This is a genomic window from Pseudomonas reactans (genome assembly GCF_013385825.1).
GTDB lineage: Bacteria > Pseudomonadota > Gammaproteobacteria > Pseudomonadales > Pseudomonadaceae > Aquipseudomonas > Aquipseudomonas reactans.
On record NZ_JACAPG010000012.1, the window covers coordinates 394,143 to 414,154 of the forward strand.

General features: G+C 60.3%; 19 protein-coding genes. 11 read left to right on the forward strand and 8 right to left on the reverse strand.

Features of this window, described 5'->3' with window-relative positions:
- Nucleotides 1-75 precede the first annotated feature (75 nt).
- Nucleotides 76-900 carry an aspartyl/asparaginyl beta-hydroxylase domain-containing protein gene (locus HX868_RS15850; RefSeq protein WP_177003495.1) on the reverse strand — a complete coding sequence of 275 codons (825 nt, stop codon included), beginning with the start codon at nucleotides 898-900 and terminating at the stop codon, nucleotides 76-78.
- Between the two features lie 308 nt (nucleotides 901-1,208).
- On the opposite strand from HX868_RS15850, the gene fabV reads away from it, so the two are divergent.
- A complete protein-coding gene (fabV, locus tag HX868_RS15855) occupies nucleotides 1,209-2,402 on the forward strand; it encodes an enoyl-ACP reductase FabV (RefSeq protein WP_016975302.1) in 1,194 nt (397 codons plus the stop codon).
- A 155-nt stretch (nucleotides 2,403-2,557) separates the two neighbouring features.
- Nucleotides 2,558-3,181 carry an HAD family hydrolase gene (locus HX868_RS15860; RefSeq protein WP_177003496.1) on the forward strand — a complete coding sequence of 208 codons (624 nt, stop codon included), beginning with the start codon at nucleotides 2,558-2,560 and terminating at the stop codon, nucleotides 3,179-3,181.
- Here HX868_RS15860 and HX868_RS15865 read toward each other — a convergent pair.
- A complete protein-coding gene (locus HX868_RS15865) occupies nucleotides 3,178-4,083 on the reverse strand; it encodes a LysR family transcriptional regulator (RefSeq protein ID WP_177003497.1) in 906 nt (301 codons plus the stop codon). The genes HX868_RS15860 and HX868_RS15865 overlap by 4 nt on opposite strands.
- Nucleotides 4,084-4,185: 102 nt before the next feature.
- On the opposite strand from HX868_RS15865, the gene HX868_RS15870 reads away from it, so the two are divergent.
- Nucleotides 4,186-5,355: an aspartate aminotransferase family protein gene (locus HX868_RS15870; protein ID WP_177003498.1), complete on the forward strand. Its 1,170-nt coding sequence runs from the start codon at nucleotides 4,186-4,188 to the stop codon at nucleotides 5,353-5,355.
- Here the strand turns inward: HX868_RS15870 and punR are convergent.
- Complete coding sequence (punR, locus tag HX868_RS15875) at nucleotides 5,336-6,259, reverse strand: DNA-binding transcriptional activator PunR (protein WP_095015211.1); 924 nt, start codon at nucleotides 6,257-6,259, stop codon at nucleotides 5,336-5,338. The genes HX868_RS15870 and punR overlap by 20 nt on opposite strands.
- Before the next feature lie 122 nt (nucleotides 6,260-6,381).
- Here punR and punC point away from each other — a divergent pair, with 122 nt between their 5' ends.
- Nucleotides 6,382-7,566, forward strand: coding sequence for a purine nucleoside transporter PunC (punC, locus tag HX868_RS15880; RefSeq protein WP_177003499.1), 1,185 nt, complete (start codon nucleotides 6,382-6,384; stop codon nucleotides 7,564-7,566).
- On the opposite strand, the gene HX868_RS15885 is transcribed toward punC, so the two are convergent.
- A complete protein-coding gene (locus tag HX868_RS15885) occupies nucleotides 7,563-8,396 on the reverse strand; it encodes a nucleoside-binding protein (protein ID WP_177003500.1) in 834 nt (277 codons plus the stop codon). The genes punC and HX868_RS15885 overlap by 4 nt on opposite strands.
- Nucleotides 8,397-8,554: 158 nt before the next feature.
- On the opposite strand from HX868_RS15885, the gene HX868_RS15890 reads away from it, so the two are divergent.
- Nucleotides 8,555-10,057, forward strand: a complete 1,503-nt coding sequence (locus HX868_RS15890) for a nucleobase:cation symporter-2 family protein (protein WP_177003501.1) — start codon at nucleotides 8,555-8,557, stop codon at nucleotides 10,055-10,057.
- Nucleotides 10,058-10,161: 104 nt separating this feature from the next.
- On the opposite strand, the gene HX868_RS15895 is transcribed toward HX868_RS15890, so the two are convergent.
- On the reverse strand, nucleotides 10,162-11,094 hold the full coding sequence (locus tag HX868_RS15895; RefSeq protein WP_177003502.1) for a proline iminopeptidase-family hydrolase: 933 nt from the start codon (nucleotides 11,092-11,094) through the stop codon (nucleotides 10,162-10,164).
- 92 nt (nucleotides 11,095-11,186) lie between these two features.
- The gene (locus HX868_RS15900; protein ID WP_177003553.1) at nucleotides 11,187-11,951 is read right to left on the reverse strand and encodes a LuxR family transcriptional regulator; all 765 of its coding nucleotides are present in this window, start codon (nucleotides 11,949-11,951) and stop codon (nucleotides 11,187-11,189) included.
- Nucleotides 11,952-12,135: 184 nt separating this feature from the next.
- On the opposite strand from HX868_RS15900, the gene HX868_RS15905 reads away from it, so the two are divergent.
- Genes HX868_RS15905 through HX868_RS15930 form a run of 6 tightly spaced genes read left to right on the forward strand, consistent with a single transcriptional unit; the run spans nucleotide 12,136 to nucleotide 18,299 of the window.
- Nucleotides 12,136-13,023 carry a proline iminopeptidase-family hydrolase gene (locus HX868_RS15905; protein WP_016975311.1) on the forward strand — a complete coding sequence of 296 codons (888 nt, stop codon included), beginning with the start codon at nucleotides 12,136-12,138 and terminating at the stop codon, nucleotides 13,021-13,023.
- Nucleotides 13,024-13,026: 3 nt separating this feature from the next.
- Nucleotides 13,027-13,974: an ABC transporter permease gene (locus HX868_RS15910; RefSeq protein ID WP_095015217.1), complete on the forward strand. Its 948-nt coding sequence runs from the start codon at nucleotides 13,027-13,029 to the stop codon at nucleotides 13,972-13,974.
- Complete coding sequence (locus HX868_RS15915; protein WP_177003503.1) at nucleotides 13,971-14,828, forward strand: ABC transporter permease; 858 nt, start codon at nucleotides 13,971-13,973, stop codon at nucleotides 14,826-14,828. The genes HX868_RS15910 and HX868_RS15915 overlap by 4 nt, the downstream gene beginning before the upstream one ends.
- Entirely contained in the window at nucleotides 14,825-15,781 is a 957-nt protein-coding gene (locus HX868_RS15920; RefSeq protein WP_177003504.1) for an ABC transporter ATP-binding protein, read from the forward strand. Before HX868_RS15915 ends, HX868_RS15920 begins: the two co-directional genes overlap by 4 nt.
- Nucleotides 15,778-16,749 carry an ABC transporter ATP-binding protein gene (locus HX868_RS15925; protein ID WP_028619463.1) on the forward strand — a complete coding sequence of 324 codons (972 nt, stop codon included), beginning with the start codon at nucleotides 15,778-15,780 and terminating at the stop codon, nucleotides 16,747-16,749. Before HX868_RS15920 ends, HX868_RS15925 begins: the two co-directional genes overlap by 4 nt.
- Nucleotides 16,750-16,784: 35 nt before the next feature.
- Nucleotides 16,785-18,299 (forward strand): ABC transporter substrate-binding protein, encoded by a 1,515-nt coding sequence (locus HX868_RS15930; protein ID WP_177003505.1) that lies wholly within the window; start codon nucleotides 16,785-16,787, stop codon nucleotides 18,297-18,299.
- 120 nt (nucleotides 18,300-18,419) lie between these two features.
- On the opposite strand, the gene HX868_RS15935 is transcribed toward HX868_RS15930, so the two are convergent.
- A complete protein-coding gene (locus HX868_RS15935) occupies nucleotides 18,420-19,160 on the reverse strand; it encodes a YciK family oxidoreductase (RefSeq protein ID WP_016975315.1) in 741 nt (246 codons plus the stop codon).
- A 178-nt stretch (nucleotides 19,161-19,338) separates the two neighbouring features.
- Entirely contained in the window at nucleotides 19,339-20,010 is a 672-nt protein-coding gene (gene mupP / locus HX868_RS15940) for an N-acetylmuramic acid 6-phosphate phosphatase MupP (protein WP_033902529.1), read from the reverse strand.
- Nucleotides 20,011-20,012: the final 2 nt, after the last annotated feature.

A 20,012-nucleotide genomic window follows, 5' to 3' on the forward strand; every position in this document is an offset into this window, starting at 1 on the left:
GTCGCACGAGACGGATATTTACCTCAGGCGCAAGGCCGAGCGCAAACACTGTCCAGCACCATCATGCCGCAGAACTCACTGAATCAGCTTCCAGTTTTTGTAGAAAACCCGACGCAGGGTAAAGGCGATCCCGGCAAACCCCGCGATCACGGCGTTGAGGACCTGTGGCACCGGTGTCGGCCGCACGATATCGATAAACAGGCAGTAACGCTTGGCATCATTTTTGTTGAAAGACGCATGCATCAGCGTGTCATCAAAAATAAACAGCGGGTCGTCATGCCAGTAATGCTTGTGCTTGCCCACCTGGATATAGACGCCCTCGTGATGGGGCGCCGGTGCCATGTTGTAGAGCACGCGGAACATCATGCGCAGGGGGCCGAAGTGAAAGGACGTGGAGCGGTTTTCATTGAATACCGACACGCCGATGGTCTTCACGAACGGCAGTTTTTTGCGCAGTTCCGGGAGGTCGAGCGTGGTCTCGATGGGTTGGCCATACCACTGGAAAAACAACATGCCGCGCTTCTTCTCGGCCATGCGTTCGTCCAGGTAACCGATGATTTCGCCCTTGTGGGCCATGGCGTCATCGATCACGTGCTGCAGGTCTGCACGCCAGGCCGGCGGCAGGTCGGCCATGGTGTAGACATGGCGGTTAGGCGAACTGAACAGGTCGAACAGGGTGTTGAACGGCGCCAGCAGCCAAGTGTTGCGGCCACTGCCGATGAAATATTTCTTGAAAGTGTCACGGTCATACAGGCCGTTGCGCAGGAAGTCGTAGACTCCGCAGGTCACCACAAGGCCAAGAAATACCGCAGTCGTCAGGGGGATCAGGCAAATAATCAGAAGAACGCCGAGTACCCAAGCGACCGACACGGCTTTTTTGCGTAAGGCAGACTTGCTCATGAAACTCAGCTCCAGCTGGACGCCATTCGACAGATCCGGATCCGTGGCTGCGAGTGGGAAAGTTTGAAACATATTGAAACAACTGCGTCATGATAAGGCGTTCGGCGCTGGAGAGGCGTTTTAAATATTGCAAAATTGTGAAGGCTCAACACAGTTTTTAACCGTATCAGCGCTAAGTGGATTGGATTTTGTAAACAGAAGATTTGCGACTATCGTGACGCTTCGGTTTTTTAGACGTCATAGACCGGTACGATTGAAGTTGAATGGCCACCACTGGCCTTCGGCACCTTGGAAGAGGCAGAAATTTTATGATCATCAAACCGCGGGTTCGTGGCTTCATCTGTGTGACCGCTCACCCTGTTGGCTGTGAAGCGAACGTCAAAGAGCAGATCGACTACGTGACTCAACACGGCGTCATCGAAGGCGGCCCGAAAAAGGTGCTGGTCCTCGGTGCGTCCACCGGCTACGGTCTGGCCGCGCGTATCAGTGCTGCCTTCGGTTGCGGCGCCGACACCCTGGGCGTGTTTTTTGAGAAAGAAGGCGAAGAAGGCAAGCTGAGCTCCGCCGGCTGGTACAACAGCGCCGCGTTCGAGAAGTTTGCTGTCGAGAAAGGCCTGTACGCCAAGAGCATCAACGGCGACGCGTTCTCCGACGAGATCAAGCGCCTGACCATCGAAACCATCAAGAAAGACCTGGGCAAGATCGACCTGGTCGTCTACAGCCTGGCCGCGCCACGCCGTACCGACCCGCAAGGCGTGGTGCACAACTCCACCCTCAAGCCGATCGGCAAGGCCGTGACCCTGCGCGGTATCAACACCGACAAGGGCGTTGTGGTCGACACCACGCTGGAACCTGCGACCCAGGAAGAAATCGACGGCACCGTCAAAGTGATGGGCGGCGAAGACTGGCAGCTGTGGATCGACGCCCTGCGTGACGCCGACGTGCTGGCCGAAGGCGCCAAGACCACTGCGTTCACCTACCTTGGTGAGAAGCTGACCCAGGATATCTACTGGAACGGCTCCATCGGCGAAGCCAAGAAAGACCTCGACAAGAAAGTCCTGACCCTGCGCGACAACCTCGCTGCACTCAAGGGCGATGCCCGTGTGTCGGTGCTCAAGGCCGTGGTCACCCAGGCGAGCTCGGCCATCCCGATCATGCCGCTGTACCTGTCGCTGCTGTTCAAAGTGATGAAAGAGCAGGGCACCCACGAAGGTTGCATCGAGCAGGTCTACGGCCTGTTCAAGGACAGCCTGTACGGCAGCCAGCCGAAACTCGACGCCGATGGCCGCCTGCGTGCCGACCTGGCCGAGCTGGAGCCGAAGGTCCAGGACGCCGTGGCAGCTCTGTGGAACCAGGTCACCGACGACAACGTCAACGAGATCAGCGATTTCGCCGGCTACAAGGCTGAATTCCTGCGTCTGTTCGGCTTTGAAATCGACGGCGTGGACTATGACGCTGACGTGAACCCGACCGTGAAGATCAACGGCCTGATCCAGGCATAAACGATCCGGTTTGAGAAAACGGCCCTTCGGGGCCGTTTTTTATGGCCTGCAAAAAAGGCTGCTCCCAGAACCCTCCTACACATTTTTGAGCAGCGCCTGATCCCTCCGATATGCCAGACTCCGTGCGCTATCAACGCGTACTAACGGAGGATCTAATGACGATTCGTGCAGTGGTTTTTGATTTCGGCGGTGTCCTGTTCGATTGGAGCCCGCAGCACCTATACCGCAAGCTGATTGCCGACGATCACGAGCGGCAATGGTTTCTCGACAACATCTGCACCCAGGCCTGGAACACCGAGCAGGACGCCGGTCGCTCCCTGGCCGACGGCACCCTCAGCCTGATCAAGCAGCACCCAGACCATGAGCACTTGATCCAGGCCTATTACGACCGCTGGCACGAAATGCTGCGTGGTCCGCTACCGGAAGGCGTGGCGATTCTCGAGGCGCTGCACCAGGTCGATATGCCGCTGTTCGGGCTCACCAACTGGTCAGCTGAGACATTCCCTTATGCGCGGGCCAACTACCCGTTCCTCCAGCGTTTTCGCAATATTGTGGTGTCCGGCGAGCTGAAATTGATCAAGCCCGACGCCGCCATCTACAACGCCAGCCTAAACCAGGTTCGGGCGCACCTGCCGGATATCCAGCCGACGGAAGTGGTATTTATCGATGATGTGGCCGGCAATATCGAAGCGGCCATCGCCCTCGGCTGGCAGGGGATCCACCATGTGTCTGCCGAGCGCACTGCCGCGCAATTGAGAGCGTTGGGTGTGGGCTTCTAGCGCGCCCACTTTTCCATCGCGAAATCCACGAAGGCGCGCAGTTTGGGCAGCCGATAACGGTCTTGGCCGTAGAGCAGGTGCATGGGGCGGCTGGGCAGTCGATAGGTGGTGAGCAAGGCCACGAGCTTGCCGCTTTCCAGGTCCGGTTGTACCAGGGCATCGGCCAGCATGATGATGCCCATGCCGTTGACGGCCGCCTGGCGCAAGCCTTGCGAGCTGTTGATGGTCAATGAGCCGGAGACCGGTACCTCCACCTCGCCGTCCTCGCCTGTCATGCGCCACAGTTTGTCGGCGTCGCGCCAGTTGTCACTCGCTGGGTAGGCGAACGCCAGGCAGTCGTGCTGTTGCAGGTCATCGGGTGTTTGCGGCGTGCCCCGTCGCGCCAGGTATTCAGGTGAGGCGCAGAGGGTGAGGGTGTAGTCCTGCATTGGCCTGGCGATCAGGCTGGACGTTTCCAGCTCGCCGAGACGGATCGCCACGTCAAAGCCACTGTCGACCAGATCCATCCGCTCATTGCTCAATACCACGTACAGGTTGATCAGCGGGTAGCGTTGGGAAAATTCACTCAAGGCGGGTGTAAGGCGTTCGGTGCCGAACACGGGAGGCGCGGTGATGCGCAGATTTCCTTTGGGAACATCGCTGTGAGCTTGTTCGGCGAGTTGCTCTGAGTCGGCCACCAGCCCCAGCACTTCCAGGCAACGCTGGTAATACTGCCCGCCAAATTCCGTGAGGCTCTGTTTGCGCGTGGTGCGTTTGAGCAGGCTGACGCCGAGTCGCTGCTCCAAGGCACGCAGGTGATTGCCAACCATAGTGGTCGACATGCCGCAGGCCTGGGCTGCCGCTGTCATGCTGCCGGTCTCGACCACTTTCACGTACACCGACATTGCCTGGAACAGGTCCATTATCAAGCCTTGATTTAAAGTCATTGCAGGAATGTGCAGTTTATCCAGCTCAGGTGGCTAACGATACTGCAGCCATCACTACGATGCACTGGAGACCGCACCATGACCGCCGCCTGCCTGATGACCACTTACCAACCCTTGGCCCTGAGCTTCACGCGCGGCCTGGGCACGCGACTCTGGGATCAGCAGGGCCGCGAATACCTGGACGCAGTCGCCGGCGTGGCGGTGACCAATGTCGGTCACTCGCACCCTAGGTTGGTAGCGGCCATCAGCGAGCAAGCCGGACTATTAATGCACACCTCCAACCTCTACAGCATCGACTGGCAACAACAGTTGGCCCGGCGCCTCACCCAGCTATCCGGGCTGGACCGCGCCTTCTTCAACAATTCCGGCGCCGAGGCCAACGAAACAGCGCTCAAGCTGGCACGCCTGCATGGCTGGAAAAAGGGCATCGAAGAGCCGTTGGTGGTGGTGATGGAGAACGCCTTTCATGGCCGTACCCTCGGCACCATGGCCGCAAGCGATGGCCCCTCGGTGCGCCTGGGCTTCCAGCGGCTGCCGGGGGATTTTCTCAAGGTGCGGTTTGGCGATCTGGCGGCGCTGGAAGCGATTACCACGGCATTTGGCCCGCGCATCGCTGCGGTGCTGTTGGAGCCGATTCAGGGTGAAAGTGGCGTATTGCCGGCGCCGCCGGGTTACCTGCAAGCCCTGCGCGAGCACTGCACAGGTCATGGCTGGCTGATGATGCTGGACGAAATCCAGACCGGTATCGGCCGCACTGGCACCTGGTTCGCCTTCCAGCATGAAGGCATCGTCCCGGACGTGATGACCCTGGCCAAGGGCCTGGGCAATGGTGTACCCATCGGCGCGTGCCTGGCCCGGTCTGCCGTGGCGCAGTTGTTTACGCCGGGCAGTCACGGCAGCACGTTCGGCGGCAATCCGTTGGCGTGCCGGGTTGGCTGCACGGTGCTGGACATCATCGAAGAACAAGGTTTGCTGCAGAACGCCGCGCAACAGGGCGAACGCTTGCTGGCGCGGTTGCGCGTGGCGTTGAGTGAGCATCCGCAGGTTGTGGCGATTCGTGGTCAGGGGCTGATGATCGGCATCGAGTTGGCCAGCCCTTACCGGGACCTGGCCCAGCGCGCCGCCCAGGAGCACAGCCTGCTGATCAATGTGACGCGGGGCAAAATCATTCGCCTGCTGCCGCCGCTGACTCTGGATACCAAGGAGGTCGAGATGATCGTGCGGGCCATTACTCGGTTGCTGGCGTAGGCCCGTTGAGCCATTCCTGATTCAGCGTTTCGGTGTCGCCCAGGTATTCCAACAACCACGCCATGGCCGGGGACAGCTTGTTCTGCGCCCAGGCCACACACGACGGGCTGGCCGGAAACGGCCGGCTCAATTGCAGTGCCACCAATTCACCGCGCTCGATCCACGGCAACACCTGATGCGCTGGCGCCATGCCGACGCACAGACCGTCGCGCAGGCAGTCGATGGCAGAAGCCCAATTTGGCACCACCAGGCGTCGCTGGTTATCCAGGGTCCAAGTGTCACGCTTGGGCAGGTTGCGCGAGGTGTCGGTCATGCACAAGGAAGCGTAGGGACGTAGTTGATCGTCGCTCAACAGCCCTTGTACGCCGGCCAGAGGGTGCCGCGCGCTGACGACGCACAGCCAGTTCAACAAGCCCATGTCGCGAAAGGTGAAGTGACTGGCCACCGGCACCGCGCTGGTGGCACCGATCACAATGTCGGTGCGTTCATCTGCCAGGGCATCCCACACGCCGTTGTACACCTCGTACTCCAGCAACAGCTCGACTTCGGGAAACTGTCGGTAGAAGTCCAAGACCAACTGTCGGCAGCGCTGGGGTTTGACGATGGAATCCACTGCGACCTTCAACTGACCGCTCCAGCCATTGGCGACTTGCTGGCACAGGCGTCGGGTGCCAAGCATTTTCTTCATCACGCCACGGGCTTCGTCGATAAACAGGCGGCCGGCGGGCGTCAGCTCCACATCCCGGTGGCGTCGCACGAACAGTGGCACCGCCAGCCATTCTTCCAGCTGCCGCACGGTATAACTGACGGCCGACGGCACCCGGTGCAGCTCCTGGGCGGCGGCGCTGAAGCTACCATGGCGCGCCACGGCATCGACCACATCCAGGGAATATTCTGACCACATGGCGGCTGCCTTCAAATTTATTGATAAGAGTGTCCAATTATTATCGCTTCACAGAGAAACTGTCAGCCTCATAATGGGCGCCAGTCAGCAAATAGTTTGATGGCAGGATTAACAAGGCTTCAATGAAAAATTCTTTTGGTTTCACTTGGTATCTGGCGGGGCTGAGCATGCTCGGTTACCTCGCCATGGACATGTACTTGCCGGCATTCGGCGCCATGGGCGAACAGTTGCAGATTGGCGCAGGCGCGGTGGGTGCCAGCTTGAGTATTTTCCTCGCCGGCTTTGCGGTGGGGCAGTTGTTGTGGGGGCCGTTGTCCGACCGCCTGGGACGCAAGCCCGTCCTGCTCGCTGGCCTGAGCCTGTTTGTGCTGGGTTGCGCAGGGATGTTCTGGGTCGAGACCGCGCCGCAATTGCTGGCGCTGCGTTTTGTCCAAGCGATTGGCGTATGTTCCGCCGCCGTCAGTTGGCAGGCGTTGGTGATCGACCGATACCCCGCCGACAAGGCTCATCGCGTGTTCGCCAGCATCATGCCGCTGATGTCGTTGTCGCCTGCGTTGGCGCCGCTGTTGGGCGCGATGGTGCTGAATCACTTGGGTTGGCAGGCGATCTTCGGCGTACTGCTGGGTGTCTCATTGCTGTTGCTGCTACCGACGTTGTTCTTGCGCACCGTGGCGAAACATCAGGCAGAAAAGAGCGAACGTTCGCGCCTCGGTTATGGGCAGTTACTGACCTCTCGCGTGTTTACCGGCAACGTCATGATCTTCGCCGCCTGCTCGGCCAGCTTCTTCGCCTGGCTGACCGCTTCGCCCTTCATCCTGGGCGACATGGGCTACAGCCCGAATGACATTGGCCTGAGTTACGTATTGCCGACATTGGCGTTTTTGGTCGGTGGCTATAGTTGCCGCAGCGCGTTGCAGCACTTCCAGGGCAAGACCTTGTTGCCCTGGTTGCTGCTGGCGTATTGCATCAGCATGGTGGCGTTGTACCTGGTTGCCACGCTGACGGTGCCGACCCTCACCACCTTGCTGATTCCGTTCTGCCTGATGGCGCTGGTCAACGGTGCCAGTTACCCCATCGTCGTGGCGAATGCGCTGATGCCGTTTGCGGAAAATTCCGGCAAGGCGGCGGCATTGCAAAACACTCTGCAACTAGGCCTTTGTTTCCTCAGCAGCCTGCTGGTGTCGTCGTTGATCGACCAGCCGCTGCTGATCACCGTAATCGTGATGCTGGCGACCGCGCCACTGGCGGTGTTGGGTTACTGGCTGGCGCGGCCGAAAGCCGGTGATTCGGAGCTGGCGACTGCCTAGAACGTTACTTCCAGGTTCACCGTCGGCGTCGATGTGCGGCTACCCCGGCCGCCGTCCACGCCGAACTTGTTATGCCAATACTCGTAACCCACCCCCAGGTACAGGTTTGGCTTGACGCTTTTACCCGGCCGCACCGCCACCATCAGCGCGGTGCGCATCAGGGCCTCCGGCGCAGTATCGCGGCCATGGTAGTCCTCGCCTTTTTCCCCGACGTAATTGATGAAACCCTGGAATTTCGCCGCATGGTTGGCGATTTCGAAGGGGCGCATCCACGTGAGGTTGAGCATGTAGGTGTCGTCAAACGTGTGGTTCGACTCCTTCGCGCCGGGGATGCCGGTGTGGTTCCTTTCCTTGTAGTACATCAGGCTCAGATCCAACACGCCGACGGTGTTGAACTTCAACGTCGGGCCGATCACCAGTGCGCGTTTCTTGGCTGAGGCGAAGTTGTTGTTACGGTTGGCGTCAAACCCCAGGGTCAGCGCGTAATCTTTCACCAGTCCGGTGCCCAGCGGCACATCGAATACCCGCGATGCGTACAGCTGATGGCGATATACCGCGTACACCTCACTCCCACCATGATCAGTGCCCTTGCGTGGGTCACGGCTGTCGGACAGGAACACATCGAGGTTGAGGAAGTTGCTGCCGTACTGGTAGCCGCTGGCGTGGGTGAAGCTGTAGATGCGCTTGCTGAATTCATCGGGGTTATTCGGATTGGTGAACTGCTGGCCGTAGCGAAATCCTACGCTGTTGTTCATCCATTCCACTGCGACGGCCTCCCCGCCGCCGAGCAGAGTGAGTGCGACGGTTGCGCCCTGTAGTGCCTTTTTCATTGTTCTGGGTCCTTTGGCGTTCTGGCTCATCACGGCCGGATTGTTTTTGTAACGCCGATGGAGGGTAACTTGTTCGATTGATTGTATACAACTCTATGGACATCCAGTCCAAACATTGCATACAGTGGCCGCACAACAAAAACAGAGAACCCCTCACCATGACTATCCCGAAGGCATCACCGCAGCGGCCAGAAGATGAGAATCTCGGCGTCGCCGCCAACATGGCTTACGGCCTGCAGCATGTGCTCACGATGTATGGCGGCATTGTTGCGGTCCCCCTGATTGTCGGCCAGGCGGCCGGGTTGTCCCCGGCGGATATCGGCCTGCTAATCGCTGCGTCGCTGTTTGCCGGTGGCTTGGCCACGCTGTTGCAAACCCTGGGTCTGCCGTTTTTTGGCTGTCAGTTGCCGTTGGTGCAGGGCGTATCCTTTGCCGGCGTGGCAACCATGGTGGCGATTGTCGGCAGTGATGGCGCCGGGGGCGTACCGGCGATTCTCGGGGCGGTGATGGCCGCGTCGTTTATCGGGTTGCTGATAACCCCGGTGTTTTCACGGATCACCAAGTTTTTTCCGCCGCTGGTGACGGGCATTGTGATCACGACCATCGGTCTGACCCTGATGCCCGTTGCGGCGCGCTGGGCCATGGGTGGCAACAGCCGCGCGGCGGATTTCGGCAGCATGTCCAACATCGGCCTGGCGGCTTTGACCCTGGTGCTGGTGTTGCTGCTGAGCAAGATCGGCAGCGCGACTATCTCGCGCCTGTCGATTTTGCTGGCGATGGTCATCGGCACGGTGATTGCGGTGTTCCTCGGCATGGCCGACTTCTCCGGCGTGACCCAGGGGCCGATGTTCGGTTTCCCTACGCCATTCCATTTCGGCATGCCAACCTTCCATGTCGCCGCGATCATCTCCATGTGCATCGTGGTGATGGTGACCCTGGTCGAGACCTCGGCGGACATCCTGGCCGTCGGCGAGATCATCGACACCAAGGTCGACTCCAAACGCCTGGGCAACGGCCTGCGCGCCGACATGCTGTCGAGCATGTTTGCGCCGATCTTCGGTTCGTTCACCCAAAGCGCCTTTGCCCAAAACGTCGGCCTGGTGGCGGTGACCGGGGTCAAGAGCCGCTTCGTGGTGGCTACCGGTGGGTTGTTCCTGGTGATTCTCGGCTTGTTGCCTTTCATGGGCAGGGTGATCGCGGCAGTGCCGACTTCCGTGCTGGGCGGGGCAGGGATTGTGTTGTTTGGTACGGTGGCGGCCAGTGGGATTCGCACGCTGTCGAAGGTGGATTACCGCAACAACATGAACCTGATCATCGTGGCCACTTCCATCGGTTTTGGCATGATCCCGATTGCGGCACCGAGCTTCTATGATCACTTCCCGACCTGGTTCGCGACCATTTTCCATTCGGGGATCAGCTCGTCGGCAATCATGGCTATCTTGCTGAACCTGGCATTCAACCACTTCACCGCCGGTAACTCGGACCAGCAGTCGGTATTTGTGGCGGGGACAGACCGCAGTTTGAACGCCCGAGATGTGTCGGAACTGCGTGATGGGGATTACTTCAAAGGCGGCAAGTTGTTTGATGCCGAGGGGAGAGAAATTCCATTGGTGGCGGATGCCCCGAGGAAAACAACCAAGCCTGAGACCTCCGAAGTCTAACGCCACCCCTGTAGGAGCCGGCTTGCCGGCGATAGCGGCCTACCCGTCAACATTGCATCAACTGACAGATTGCTATCGCCGGCAAGCCGGCTCCTACATTGGGGTCAGCCAGCTTTAAGTATGTTGTACTTCGCTGAACACACCTCATCCAAAAACTTCACCACAGTCCCCATGCACGCTTGGCGTTCTTCCACATGGGGCATGTGGCTGGAGTCTTCAAACAGCGCCCAGCGCACATCGGTGATTTCATCCAGGAATGGCTTGACCACCAGCGGCGTGGCCTCGTCGTGCCGACCTGAGATCACCAGCGTCGGCACATTGATCGCCGATAGACGGCCAGTGGACTTCCAGTCTTTCAAGCTGCCGATCACGTGGAACTCGGTCGGGCCGCTCATGGCGTGGTACACCGTCGGGTCTGCATCGACTGCGGCAAATGTGCGCGCTACTTCCTCCGGCCACGGGATGACTCGGCACACGTGCTGGTCATAGAACACCCGCGACGCGGCGAGGTATTCCGGGTCCTGATAGTTGCCAGCGGCTTCATGTTTGAGCAGGGTTTCATGCACACCTTCCGGCAACAATTTGCGCAGTCGGTTGGCTTCGCTGACCCAGGTGCGCATGCACGTCGGCGAGTTGGCGGGGATAAAGGCGCGCAGGCCCTTGGGCTGCAGGATCGCGTGTTCACTGCCGAGCATGCCACCCCAGGATTGGCCGAGGATCGCGTAGTTATCGCTGATCTGCAGGTGGTCCAGCAGGTTGTTGAGTTCTTCGAGGAACAGGCCCACGGTCCAGAAGGACGGGTCTTTGTCGGGCAGATGGGTGGAGCGGCCGTTGCCCAACTGGTCGTAGTGGATCACGGCGTGACCGCTGGCGGCCACGTCCTTGAACGCGTCAACATAATCATGGGTGCATCCGGGGCCGCCGTGGATAACCACCAGGGGCGTGCGGCCGCTCGACAGGTCACCGGTGACGCGGTACCAGGTTTGGTAGGCGCCAAACGCCGCATACCCTTCGCGGATTTTTTCGATGAATTCCATTTCGTACCCTGCTCTGAAAAAAGGATCAGGGACACGATAATGCGTGGCAGAAATTTAAGTAACTAGCAAAACAGCTAGGTTTTGCCGAGCGGTCAGTCTTCCAGCAGGCGGTAATGGGTGGCACGCACGACCGCCTGCACGCGGTTCTTGGCGCCCAGCTTGTGCATCGCCGAGGCCAGGTGCAGGGTGACGACCGCCAGCGAGCGGCTCAATTGCGCGGCGATTTCAGCGGCGGTCAGCCCGTCGGCGGCCCATTTGAGGCACTCACGTTCGCGTTTTGTCAGGTGAATATGCGGATAAGTGCGTAGCTCCTTGCTGAACAGCGGGTAGGCCGCTTCCTGCAAGGCATGGGAAATCAGGCTGAAGTCCGACAAGGTCTGCTGCGCATCCTTCAACACGGTGCGGGCGTTGCCGGTGCGCAGGCCGGTCAGCGAGGCGAAGCCGCCACGGGGCAGGTGGATTGGCACGCTGACGCCGCAGGTCAATTGCTGGTCGTGCAAGTAGGACGAAACCGGCGCATGACAGGGATCAATGATCTTTTGCAGTGGGGTATCGGCCTTGACGTCGTAGGACCATACGAACGGTGACACCGTACTCAGGGCCAGGTGTTGCACCGGATCGATCTGGTAGAACCCTTCGCTGCACCACAGGGCATGCCAGTCAGGCGGGGTATTGCGCAGTGCGAGCACCGAGGGTGTGATCAATGCGCCATCCTGGTCGATCGGCACCGGGGTGTAGTCATACACCAATGCATCGAAGCCCAACTGCTGGGCGAGGATAAACGTGTTATCCATCTGTTCGTCCAGGCTCCTGCCCGGCATCAGACGGTGATTTAACGCAGTCAGCTTGGCCTGCATCCGTTCGGCTCCCGAATTCATTTGAATCTCGACTTGCGGCAAGTAGAATGCCACGCCCCGGCGAAGGACTGCCAGGCCAAACCTATAAGAAATACTAGGTTATGGACGCACGGCATCCTCGGTAGTGTTGGCCTGATAAAACGGCCGCTGCCTGCCAGGCCGATACAACACAAGGAATGTATGCATGTGGCGTGAAATTGCCCCCGACCAGCAGTACAACGTGCAAGTCGACGGCCATAACCTCGTGGTCTACAGCTTTGGCGAAGGCGATGAGGTGCTGTTGTGCCTCAACGGCGGGCCAGGCCTTCCGTGTGACTACTTGCGCGACGCCCATGGCTGGCTCAAAGACCATAACCTGCGAGTGGTTGCATTCGATCAGCTTGGCACGGGCGCATCAGCCAGACCCACCGACGTTTCGCTGTGGGAAATCCGCCGTTATGTCGAAGAAGTCGAAACCGTGCGCCAGGCCCTGGGCTTGGGCCGTGTGCACCTGCTTGGGCATTCCTGGGGCGGCTGGCTCGGTATCGAATACGCTATCCACTACCCCGACGCGCTGAAAAGCCTGATCCTCGAAAACACCGTCGGTGACATTCCGCACCTGTCCCAGGAACTGGAGCGCCTGCGCGGCGCCCTCGGCAGCGAAACCGTGGCGATGATGCAGCGCCACGAAGCCATGGGCACCCTGGACCACCCGCAATACCAGGCCGCGATCACCTTGCTCAACTATCGCCACGTGTGCCGCCTGGATGAATGGCCCGCGCCGGTCAAACGCTCTCTCGACGACTGGAACATGGGCCCCTACGAAACCATGCAGGGCCCCAATGAATTCCTCTACATCGGCAACCTCAAGGACTGGAACCGCATCCCCGAGATGGCCGAGTTCAAGATGCCGATCCTGATCACCACCGGCCAGCATGACGAACTCACCCCGGCCTGCGCCATGCGCATGAAACTCGCGGCCCGGCACGCCGAATTGCACGTCTTCCCCAACAGCAGCCATATGCCGTTTTATGAGGAGCCCCAGGCATATTTCCCGGTGCTGCTGGACTTCCTCTCGCGTCACCGAGGCTGACGGATGAACCTGGCGCGCTACCGTTTTGTGCTGTCCCGGCCGCTGCAATTGCTGCCGGTACTGTTTGGCATCAGCCTGATCACCTTTGTGCTGGTGCGCTCGATTCCCGGCGACCCGGCGCGCGCGCTGCTGGGCTCGCGCAGCACACCCGACGCCTTGCTGAAGATCCGCGCCCAGTACGGCCTCGACCAGCCGTTGTGGCTGCAATATTTCTACTTCCTGAAGAACCTGCTCAAGGGCGACCTCGGCCAATCGCTGCTGTACAAGGTCGACGCCCTCAAGCTGATCGTCACCCGCATCGAGCCCACGTTGGTCTTGGTGCTGGGCAGCGTGGTGCTGGCGCTGCTGATTGCGGTGCCGCTGGCGACCTTGGCTGCGCGCAACAAGGGTGGTTGGGCGGATAACCTGATCCGTGTATTCACCACGGTCGGCCTGGGCATGCCGGCGTTCTGGCTGGGGTTGATGCTGATCCTGTTGCTGAGCGTGCAATGGGGATTGTTTCCGGTGTCCGGCTACGGCCGAACCTGGCTGGACAAGGCGCATCACATGGTTTTGCCCTGCCTGACAATTGCCCTGGCGCTGTCGGCAGTGCTGGTGCGCAACCTGCGCGCGAGCATGCTGATGGAGTTACAGGCCGACCACGTGACCGCCGCCCGGGCACGTGGATTGTCGGAAGCCGCGGTGTTTCGCCGTCATGTGCTGCCCAATTCCCTGGTGCCGGCGGTCAACCTGCTGGCGGTGAACATCGGCTGGCTGATCAGCGGCACGGTGGTCATCGAAAGTCTGTTCGCCATCCCCGGCATTGGCCAATTGCTGGTGCGCGGGATCTTTACCCGCGATTACATGGTGGTGCAGGGCGTGGCCATGGTGCTGGCCTGTGCGACGGTGATCGTCAACTTCATCGCTGACGTCGTGACGGTGGCCCTTGACCCACGGGTGAAGATGCAATGAGCAGCCGCCCGTTGATTGCCCCGTGGCGTTTGCGCCTGCGCTTTGGCTTTCGCAATGGCCGGCTGACGGCGGCGTGGGGCTTGCTGATTCTGCTGGCATGGCTGGTGCTTGCGCTGTTCGCGCCGTGGATCGCGCCCTACGACCCGATTGCGCAGAACACGGATATCAGTTTGCTCGGACCCAGCCTGGCTCATCCGTTTGGTACGGATAACTATGGTCGGGACATCCTTTCGAGGGTGATCTGGGGCGCACGCATTGACCTGCAACTGGCCATCGTCGGGGTGATTTTCCCGTTCATGATCGGCACCTTCGTTGGCGCGGTCTCCGGTTACATCGGCGGACGTTTCGACAGTGTCTGCATGCGTGTGATCGATGTGATCCTGGCATTCCCGTTCCTGGTGTTGATGCTGGCGATCATGGCCATCCTCGGTCCAGGCCTGAAGAGTTTCTACATCGCCATGGCGCTGGTGGGATGGGTGTCCTACGCCCGGCTGATCCGCTCGCAGATCCTGGTGCTCAAGGAAAGCGACTTTGCCCTGGCCGCCAAGAGCCTGGGCTTTGGCCATGGGCGGATTCTGTTTCGGCACCTGCTGCCCAATGCGATGTTCGGCTCCATCGTGTTTTCCATGTCGGACGCGGTGTTGGTGTTGCTCAACGGCGCCGCCGTGAGTTACCTGGGCCTGGGCGTGCAACCGCCGACCGCCGAGTGGGGCACGATGGTGGCCGAAGGGCAGGCCTTCATTACCACCGCTTGGTGGATCTGCACCTTTCCGGGCTTGGCCATCGTGACCTTGGCCATGGGTTTCAGCCTGCTCGCTGATGGCGTGGCGCAAGTGTTGGGGGATCGCTCATGAGCCTGTTGCAAGTGCGCGACCTCAGTGTGATCGCCAACAATGCCGGGCGTGATGTGACCTTGGTCGATCGCGTGTCCTTCGATTTGGCCGAAGGCGAGATCCTCGGTCTGGTCGGGGAAAGCGGCTCGGGCAAAACCATGGCCTGTCGCGGCCTGATGCGTTTATTGCCTTCCCCCAATTTGCGGGTTCACGGCGGTGCCGTAAAGCTGGCTGGCCAGGATCTTCTGTCACTGGATGACGCCGGTATGCGTGCCGTGCGCGGCGGTCAGTTGGGCATGATCTTCCAGAACCCCAGCAGCCACCTCGACCCCTTGATGCGCATCGGTGAGCAGATTGCCGAGGGTATTCGCTTGCACCAAGGCGCCTCGAAAAGGGACGCGCGGCTGCAAGCCATCGACGTGCTGCGCCAAGTGGGCATCCCCGATCCTCAGGCGCGGGTCGACAACTACCCCCATGAGTTTTCCGGCGGCATGCGCCAGCGCGCGATGATCGCCGTCGCCCTGGGCTGCAACCCGAAAGTGCTGATCGCCGATGAACCCACCACCGCCCTGGATGTGACGGTGCAGGCGCAAATCCTGCGGCTGTTGCTGGAGCTGCGTGACCAGCGCGGTCTGTCGATCATCATGATTACCCACGACCTGGGCGTGGTCGCGCAAACCTGCGACGCCATCGCCGTGATGTACGCCGGGCGCCTGTGTGAGCACGGCAGCAAATATGATCTGCTGGCGCATCCGCAGCATCCCTACACCGCAGGCCTGATTGACTGCCAGCCCGCCCACAGCAGTGGCCACGCCTTGCTGCGCACGATTCCTGGGCAACCGCCGTTGCTGGACGCATTGCCCGCCGGCTGCCGCTTCAACCCGCGTTGCCCGCAGGTCGGCACCTTGTGCACCGAGGTGCTGCCGGAAGGCGCGCGAGTCGCCTGTCATTACCCGTTGGGAGTGCACCCATGAGTCTGTTACAGATCAAGGACCTTGAGGTGAAGTTTGCCGCGTCCGGCACGGGTTTGTTCGGCTTGAACAAGCAGTGGGTGAGGGCAGTGAACGGGGTGTCCCTGAACCTGGCGGCAGGTGAAACCCTCGGGTTGGTCGGCGAGTCCGGCAGCGGTAAAAGCACCTTGGGTCGCGCCATTTTGCACCTCAACCCGATCAGTGCTGGGCAGGTGTTGTTTGATGGCATCGACATGGCCCATGGCAGCACCATCGACATCACCCGCCTGCGCCATGAAACCGCAATGATCTTCCAGGACCCGTACGCCGCGCTGAACCCGCGCCACACCATCGGCGAAACCATTGCCGAAGTGTTGCGGGTGCAGCGCAAGGTCACGCCGGAGCAGATCCCGGCGCGTGTGAATGAACTGCTCGACCTGGTCGGCCTGCGCCCCGAACTGGCCAGCCGCAAACCCGGCTCCCTCAGCGGCGGCCAGTGCCAGCGCGTTGGTATCGCCCGAGCGCTGGCGGTGGAGCCTCGGCTGATCATTGCCGATGAGTGCGTGGCGGCGCTGGACGTGTCGATCCAGGGCCAGATCATCAACCTGTTGCTGGAGCTGCAACAGCGCATGAACCTGGCGATCCTGTTCATCGCCCACGACCTGGCCATCGTGCGCCGCCTGTGTGACCGCGTGGCGGTGATGTACCTGGGCAAGATCGTCGAGGAGGGCCCGGTTGAAGCGGTGTTTACGGCGCCACGTCACCCGTACACGGCAGCGTTGATCCAGGCGATTCCCGAGATCGATCCCCATCGGCCATTGCCTACCGAACCCTTGCCGGGTGAACCACCGAGCCCGCTGAATTTGCCTACAGGCTGCGCCTTTCACCCGCGTTGCCGGCATGCCCGAGCCTTGTGTTCCGTGGTGTTGCCGCCGACGCATTTCCTGCACGAGCATCGGTACAGTTGCGTGCTTGAAGAACCGTTGCTTTGACCCTTCCCTGCCATTCATGAACAAGGAGTTATGACATGCAATCGCGCCACTTGAAGTTACTCGCTGCTGCTACATTGACCGCATGGTCTCTCACTGCCGGGCTGGCACACGCCGCCGGTGTCCTGACCATCGGTTGCCGTGAAGACAGCACCACGTTCGACCCGATCAAAAGCGCGCAAAACCGCGACACCTGGGTATTCGCCAACGTCTACGACACCCTGGTACGCGTCGACAACCTGGGCACCAAGATGGAGCCGGGCCTGGCCGAAAGCTGGGACATTTCCAAGGATGGCCTGACCTACACCTTCAAACTGCGTGATGCGAAGTTCTCCGATGGCTCGGCGATCACCGCCGAGGACGCCGCATTCAGCCTGCTGCGCATCCGCGACAACAAGGCCTCGCTGTGGGCCGATCCGTTCAACTTGATCAACACGGCCAAGGCGTCGGACCCGAAAACCCTGGTGGTCACCCTGAAGACCCCGGCGGTAGCCTTCCTCTCGCAATTAGCGTCGCCGACGGTGTCGATCCTGTCGGAAAAAGCCATGACCAAAATGGGCGAAGACGCCTACTCGGAAAACCCGGTGACTTCCGGCGCGTTTACCGTGGACGAGTGGCGCAAGGGTGATCGGGTGATCCTGAAGAAGAACCCGAATTTCTGGCAGGCCAAGAACGTAAGCCTGGATGGCGTGGAGTGGGTCTCCGTGACCGACGACAACACACGCATGCGCATGGTGCAGAACAACGAGCTGGACACGGCGATCTTCGTACCCTTCTCGCGGGTCGAGGAGCTGAAGAAAGACAAGAACGTGGTGATCCACGCCGACCCGTCTACTCGTGAAGATCACCTGCTGATCAACCACGAGCACGGCCTGCTGGCCAAGCCGGAAGTGCGTCAGGCGCTGGACATGGCCATCGACAAACAATCACTGGTGAAGACCGCCACTTACGGTCAAGGCACCGTGGCTTATTCCTACATTCCAAAGGGCTCGTTGTACCACTACGCCAACAACCTGCAACGCCCGTATGACCCGACCGCCGCCAAGAAGCTGCTGGAGCAGGCCGGCGCCAAGGACTTGAAGCTCAACTACGTGGTCAACGCCGGCAACGAAGCCGACGAGCAGATTGCGGTGATCATCAAGGACCAACTGGCCAAGGTCGGTGTGACGGCCAACCTGCAAAAGGTCGACCCGACCCAGAGCTGGCAGATGCTGGTGGACGGTGAGTACGACATTTCGGTGATGTACTGGACCAACGACATCCTCGACCCGGACCAGAAGACCACCTTCGTGCTAGGCCATGACACCAACCAGAACTACATGACCCGCTACAAGAACGACAAGGTCAAGGCGCTGGTGGCACAGGCGCGCATCGAGGCGGACCCGGCCAAGCGTGAGCAGATGTATGTGGAGTTGCAGAAACTGGCGAAACAGGACGTGAACTGGATCGACTTGTACTACAGCCCGTACATCAACATCTCACGCAAGAATGTGAGCAACTTCCTGCAAAACCCGCTGGGCCGTTTCACCCTCGAAGAGGTCGTGAAAAACTGACGGATTCCTGTAGGAGCGAGCTTGCTCGCGAAGAACCTGAGAGCGCCGCGTTAAACCATACTCGCTGCGCCATCGTTAACGATTTTCGCGAGCAAGCTCGCTCCTACAGGGGGCGCAGCATTATTGCGCGTCAAACGCCTGGCCGTTGATGCCCGCACTGTCCGGCCCCATCAGGTACAGGTACACCGGCATGATCTCTTCCGGAGCAGGCCGCTCCATCGGGTTTTCCCCTGGATACGCCTGGGCGCGCATGCTGGTGCGCGTGCCACCTGGGTTGATGCTGTTGGAGCGTACCGCTGCCACATCCTCAAGCTCATCGGCCAAGGTTTGCATCAAGCCTTCGGTCGCAAACTTCGACACGCCATAAGCACCCCAATAAGCCCGGCCCTTGCGCCCGACGCTGCTGGAGGTAAACACCACCGACGCATCCTGGGACAGCTTGAGCAGCGGCAGCAAGGTGCTGGTCAACATGAACATCGCGTTGACGTTCACGTGCATCACCCGCATGAAGTTCTCACCCGACAACTGCTCGATCGGCGTGCGTGGGCCGATGATCGAGGCGTTGTGCAGCAGGCCGTCGAGGTGGCCGAATTCCTTTTCGATCATCGCAGCCAGCTCATCGTATTGATGGGGCAGGGCGGTCTCCAGGTTGAACGGAATCACCACGGGTTGCGGTTGGCCCGCCGCTTCGATTTCGTCATATACCTGGGCCAGGTTGGCTTCGGTCTTGCCCAGCAAAAGCACGGTGGCGCCATGGGCGGCGTAGGTTTTTGCCGCCGCGGCGCCGATCCCGCGACCGGCGCCGGTCACCAGGATCACCCGGCCTTTGAGCAGTTCTGGACGTGCGGAGTAATCAAACATAAACAACCTCGACAGAATTCACAGAAAATCCATGTGATTGATCGCAGCCAGGGCTTTTGTGGCGAGGGAGCTTGCTCCCGCTGGGGCGCGAAGCGGCCCAAAAAGATAGGCCTGCTACGCAGTCCAGCGGGAGCAAGCTCCCTCGCCACAAAAGCGCATCAGCCGCGAGTAGTCTCGATCAGCAACTGCACAGTGCGTTATCCAGCACCTTGCGCAGTTCCAGCGGGTGATCCACCACCACATCGGCGCCCCAATGGCGCGGGTTGTCGTCCGGGTGGATGTAGCCGTAGGTGACCGCTGCAGTGCGCGTGCCAGCGTCGCGGCCGGACTCGATATCGCGCAGGTCATCGCCCACAAACAATACGCTGGCCGGGTCCAGGTCGAGCATCTTGCACGCCAGGATCATCGGCTCCGGGTCCGGCTTGCTGTTCTTCACATGGTCCGGGCAAATCAGCAGCGCCGAGCGCTCGGCCAGGCCCAATTGCTGCATGATCGGTTCGGCAAAACGCAGGGGTTTGTTGGTGACCACGCCCCAGACCAGCTTGGACTTCTCGATGTCTTCCAGCAGTTCGGCCATACCGTCGAACAGTTTGCTGTGGACCGCGCACCCTTTGAGGTAGCGCTCGAGGAATTCCTGGCGCAGTTCTTCAAAGCCTGGGGATTCCGGGTCCATGGAAAAGGTCACGGCCACCATCGCCTTCGCACCGCCGGAGATTTCATCGCGGATGTGCTGAGGGTTGATCGGCGCCAGGTCGCGGTCGGCGCGCATGGCCTGGCAGATGGCGATAAAGTCCGGCGCGGTATCCAGCAGGGTACCGTCCATGTCGAAGAGAACCGCTCGCAACTTCACAG

Excerpts from the sequence above, each read along its gene's own strand:
- HX868_RS15850 (WP_177003495.1), bottom strand. The coding sequence starts at position 900 with ATGAGCAAGTCTGCCTTACGCAAAAAAGCCGTGTCGGTCGCTTGGGTA.
- fabV (WP_016975302.1), top strand. The coding sequence starts at position 1,209 with ATGATCATCAAACCGCGGGTTCGTGGCTTCATCTGTGTGACCGCTCAC.
- HX868_RS15860 (WP_177003496.1), top strand. The coding sequence starts at position 2,558 with ATGACGATTCGTGCAGTGGTTTTTGATTTCGGCGGTGTCCTGTTCGAT.
- HX868_RS15865 (WP_177003497.1), bottom strand. The coding sequence starts at position 4,083 with ATGGACCTGTTCCAGGCAATGTCGGTGTACGTGAAAGTGGTCGAGACC.
- HX868_RS15870 (WP_177003498.1), top strand. The coding sequence starts at position 4,186 with ATGACCGCCGCCTGCCTGATGACCACTTACCAACCCTTGGCCCTGAGC.
- punR (WP_095015211.1), bottom strand. The coding sequence starts at position 6,259 with ATGTGGTCAGAATATTCCCTGGATGTGGTCGATGCCGTGGCGCGCCAT.
- punC (WP_177003499.1), top strand. The coding sequence starts at position 6,382 with ATGAAAAATTCTTTTGGTTTCACTTGGTATCTGGCGGGGCTGAGCATG.
- HX868_RS15885 (WP_177003500.1), bottom strand. The coding sequence starts at position 8,396 with ATGAAAAAGGCACTACAGGGCGCAACCGTCGCACTCACTCTGCTCGGC.
- HX868_RS15890 (WP_177003501.1), top strand. The coding sequence starts at position 8,555 with ATGACTATCCCGAAGGCATCACCGCAGCGGCCAGAAGATGAGAATCTC.
- HX868_RS15895 (WP_177003502.1), bottom strand. The coding sequence starts at position 11,094 with ATGGAATTCATCGAAAAAATCCGCGAAGGGTATGCGGCGTTTGGCGCC.
- HX868_RS15900 (WP_177003553.1), bottom strand. The coding sequence starts at position 11,951 with ATGCAGGCCAAGCTGACTGCGTTAAATCACCGTCTGATGCCGGGCAGG.
- HX868_RS15905 (WP_016975311.1), top strand. The coding sequence starts at position 12,136 with ATGTGGCGTGAAATTGCCCCCGACCAGCAGTACAACGTGCAAGTCGAC.
- HX868_RS15910 (WP_095015217.1), top strand. The coding sequence starts at position 13,027 with ATGAACCTGGCGCGCTACCGTTTTGTGCTGTCCCGGCCGCTGCAATTG.
- HX868_RS15915 (WP_177003503.1), top strand. The coding sequence starts at position 13,971 with ATGAGCAGCCGCCCGTTGATTGCCCCGTGGCGTTTGCGCCTGCGCTTT.
- HX868_RS15920 (WP_177003504.1), top strand. The coding sequence starts at position 14,825 with ATGAGCCTGTTGCAAGTGCGCGACCTCAGTGTGATCGCCAACAATGCC.
- HX868_RS15925 (WP_028619463.1), top strand. The coding sequence starts at position 15,778 with ATGAGTCTGTTACAGATCAAGGACCTTGAGGTGAAGTTTGCCGCGTCC.
- HX868_RS15930 (WP_177003505.1), top strand. The coding sequence starts at position 16,785 with ATGCAATCGCGCCACTTGAAGTTACTCGCTGCTGCTACATTGACCGCA.
- HX868_RS15935 (WP_016975315.1), bottom strand. The coding sequence starts at position 19,160 with ATGTTTGATTACTCCGCACGTCCAGAACTGCTCAAAGGCCGGGTGATC.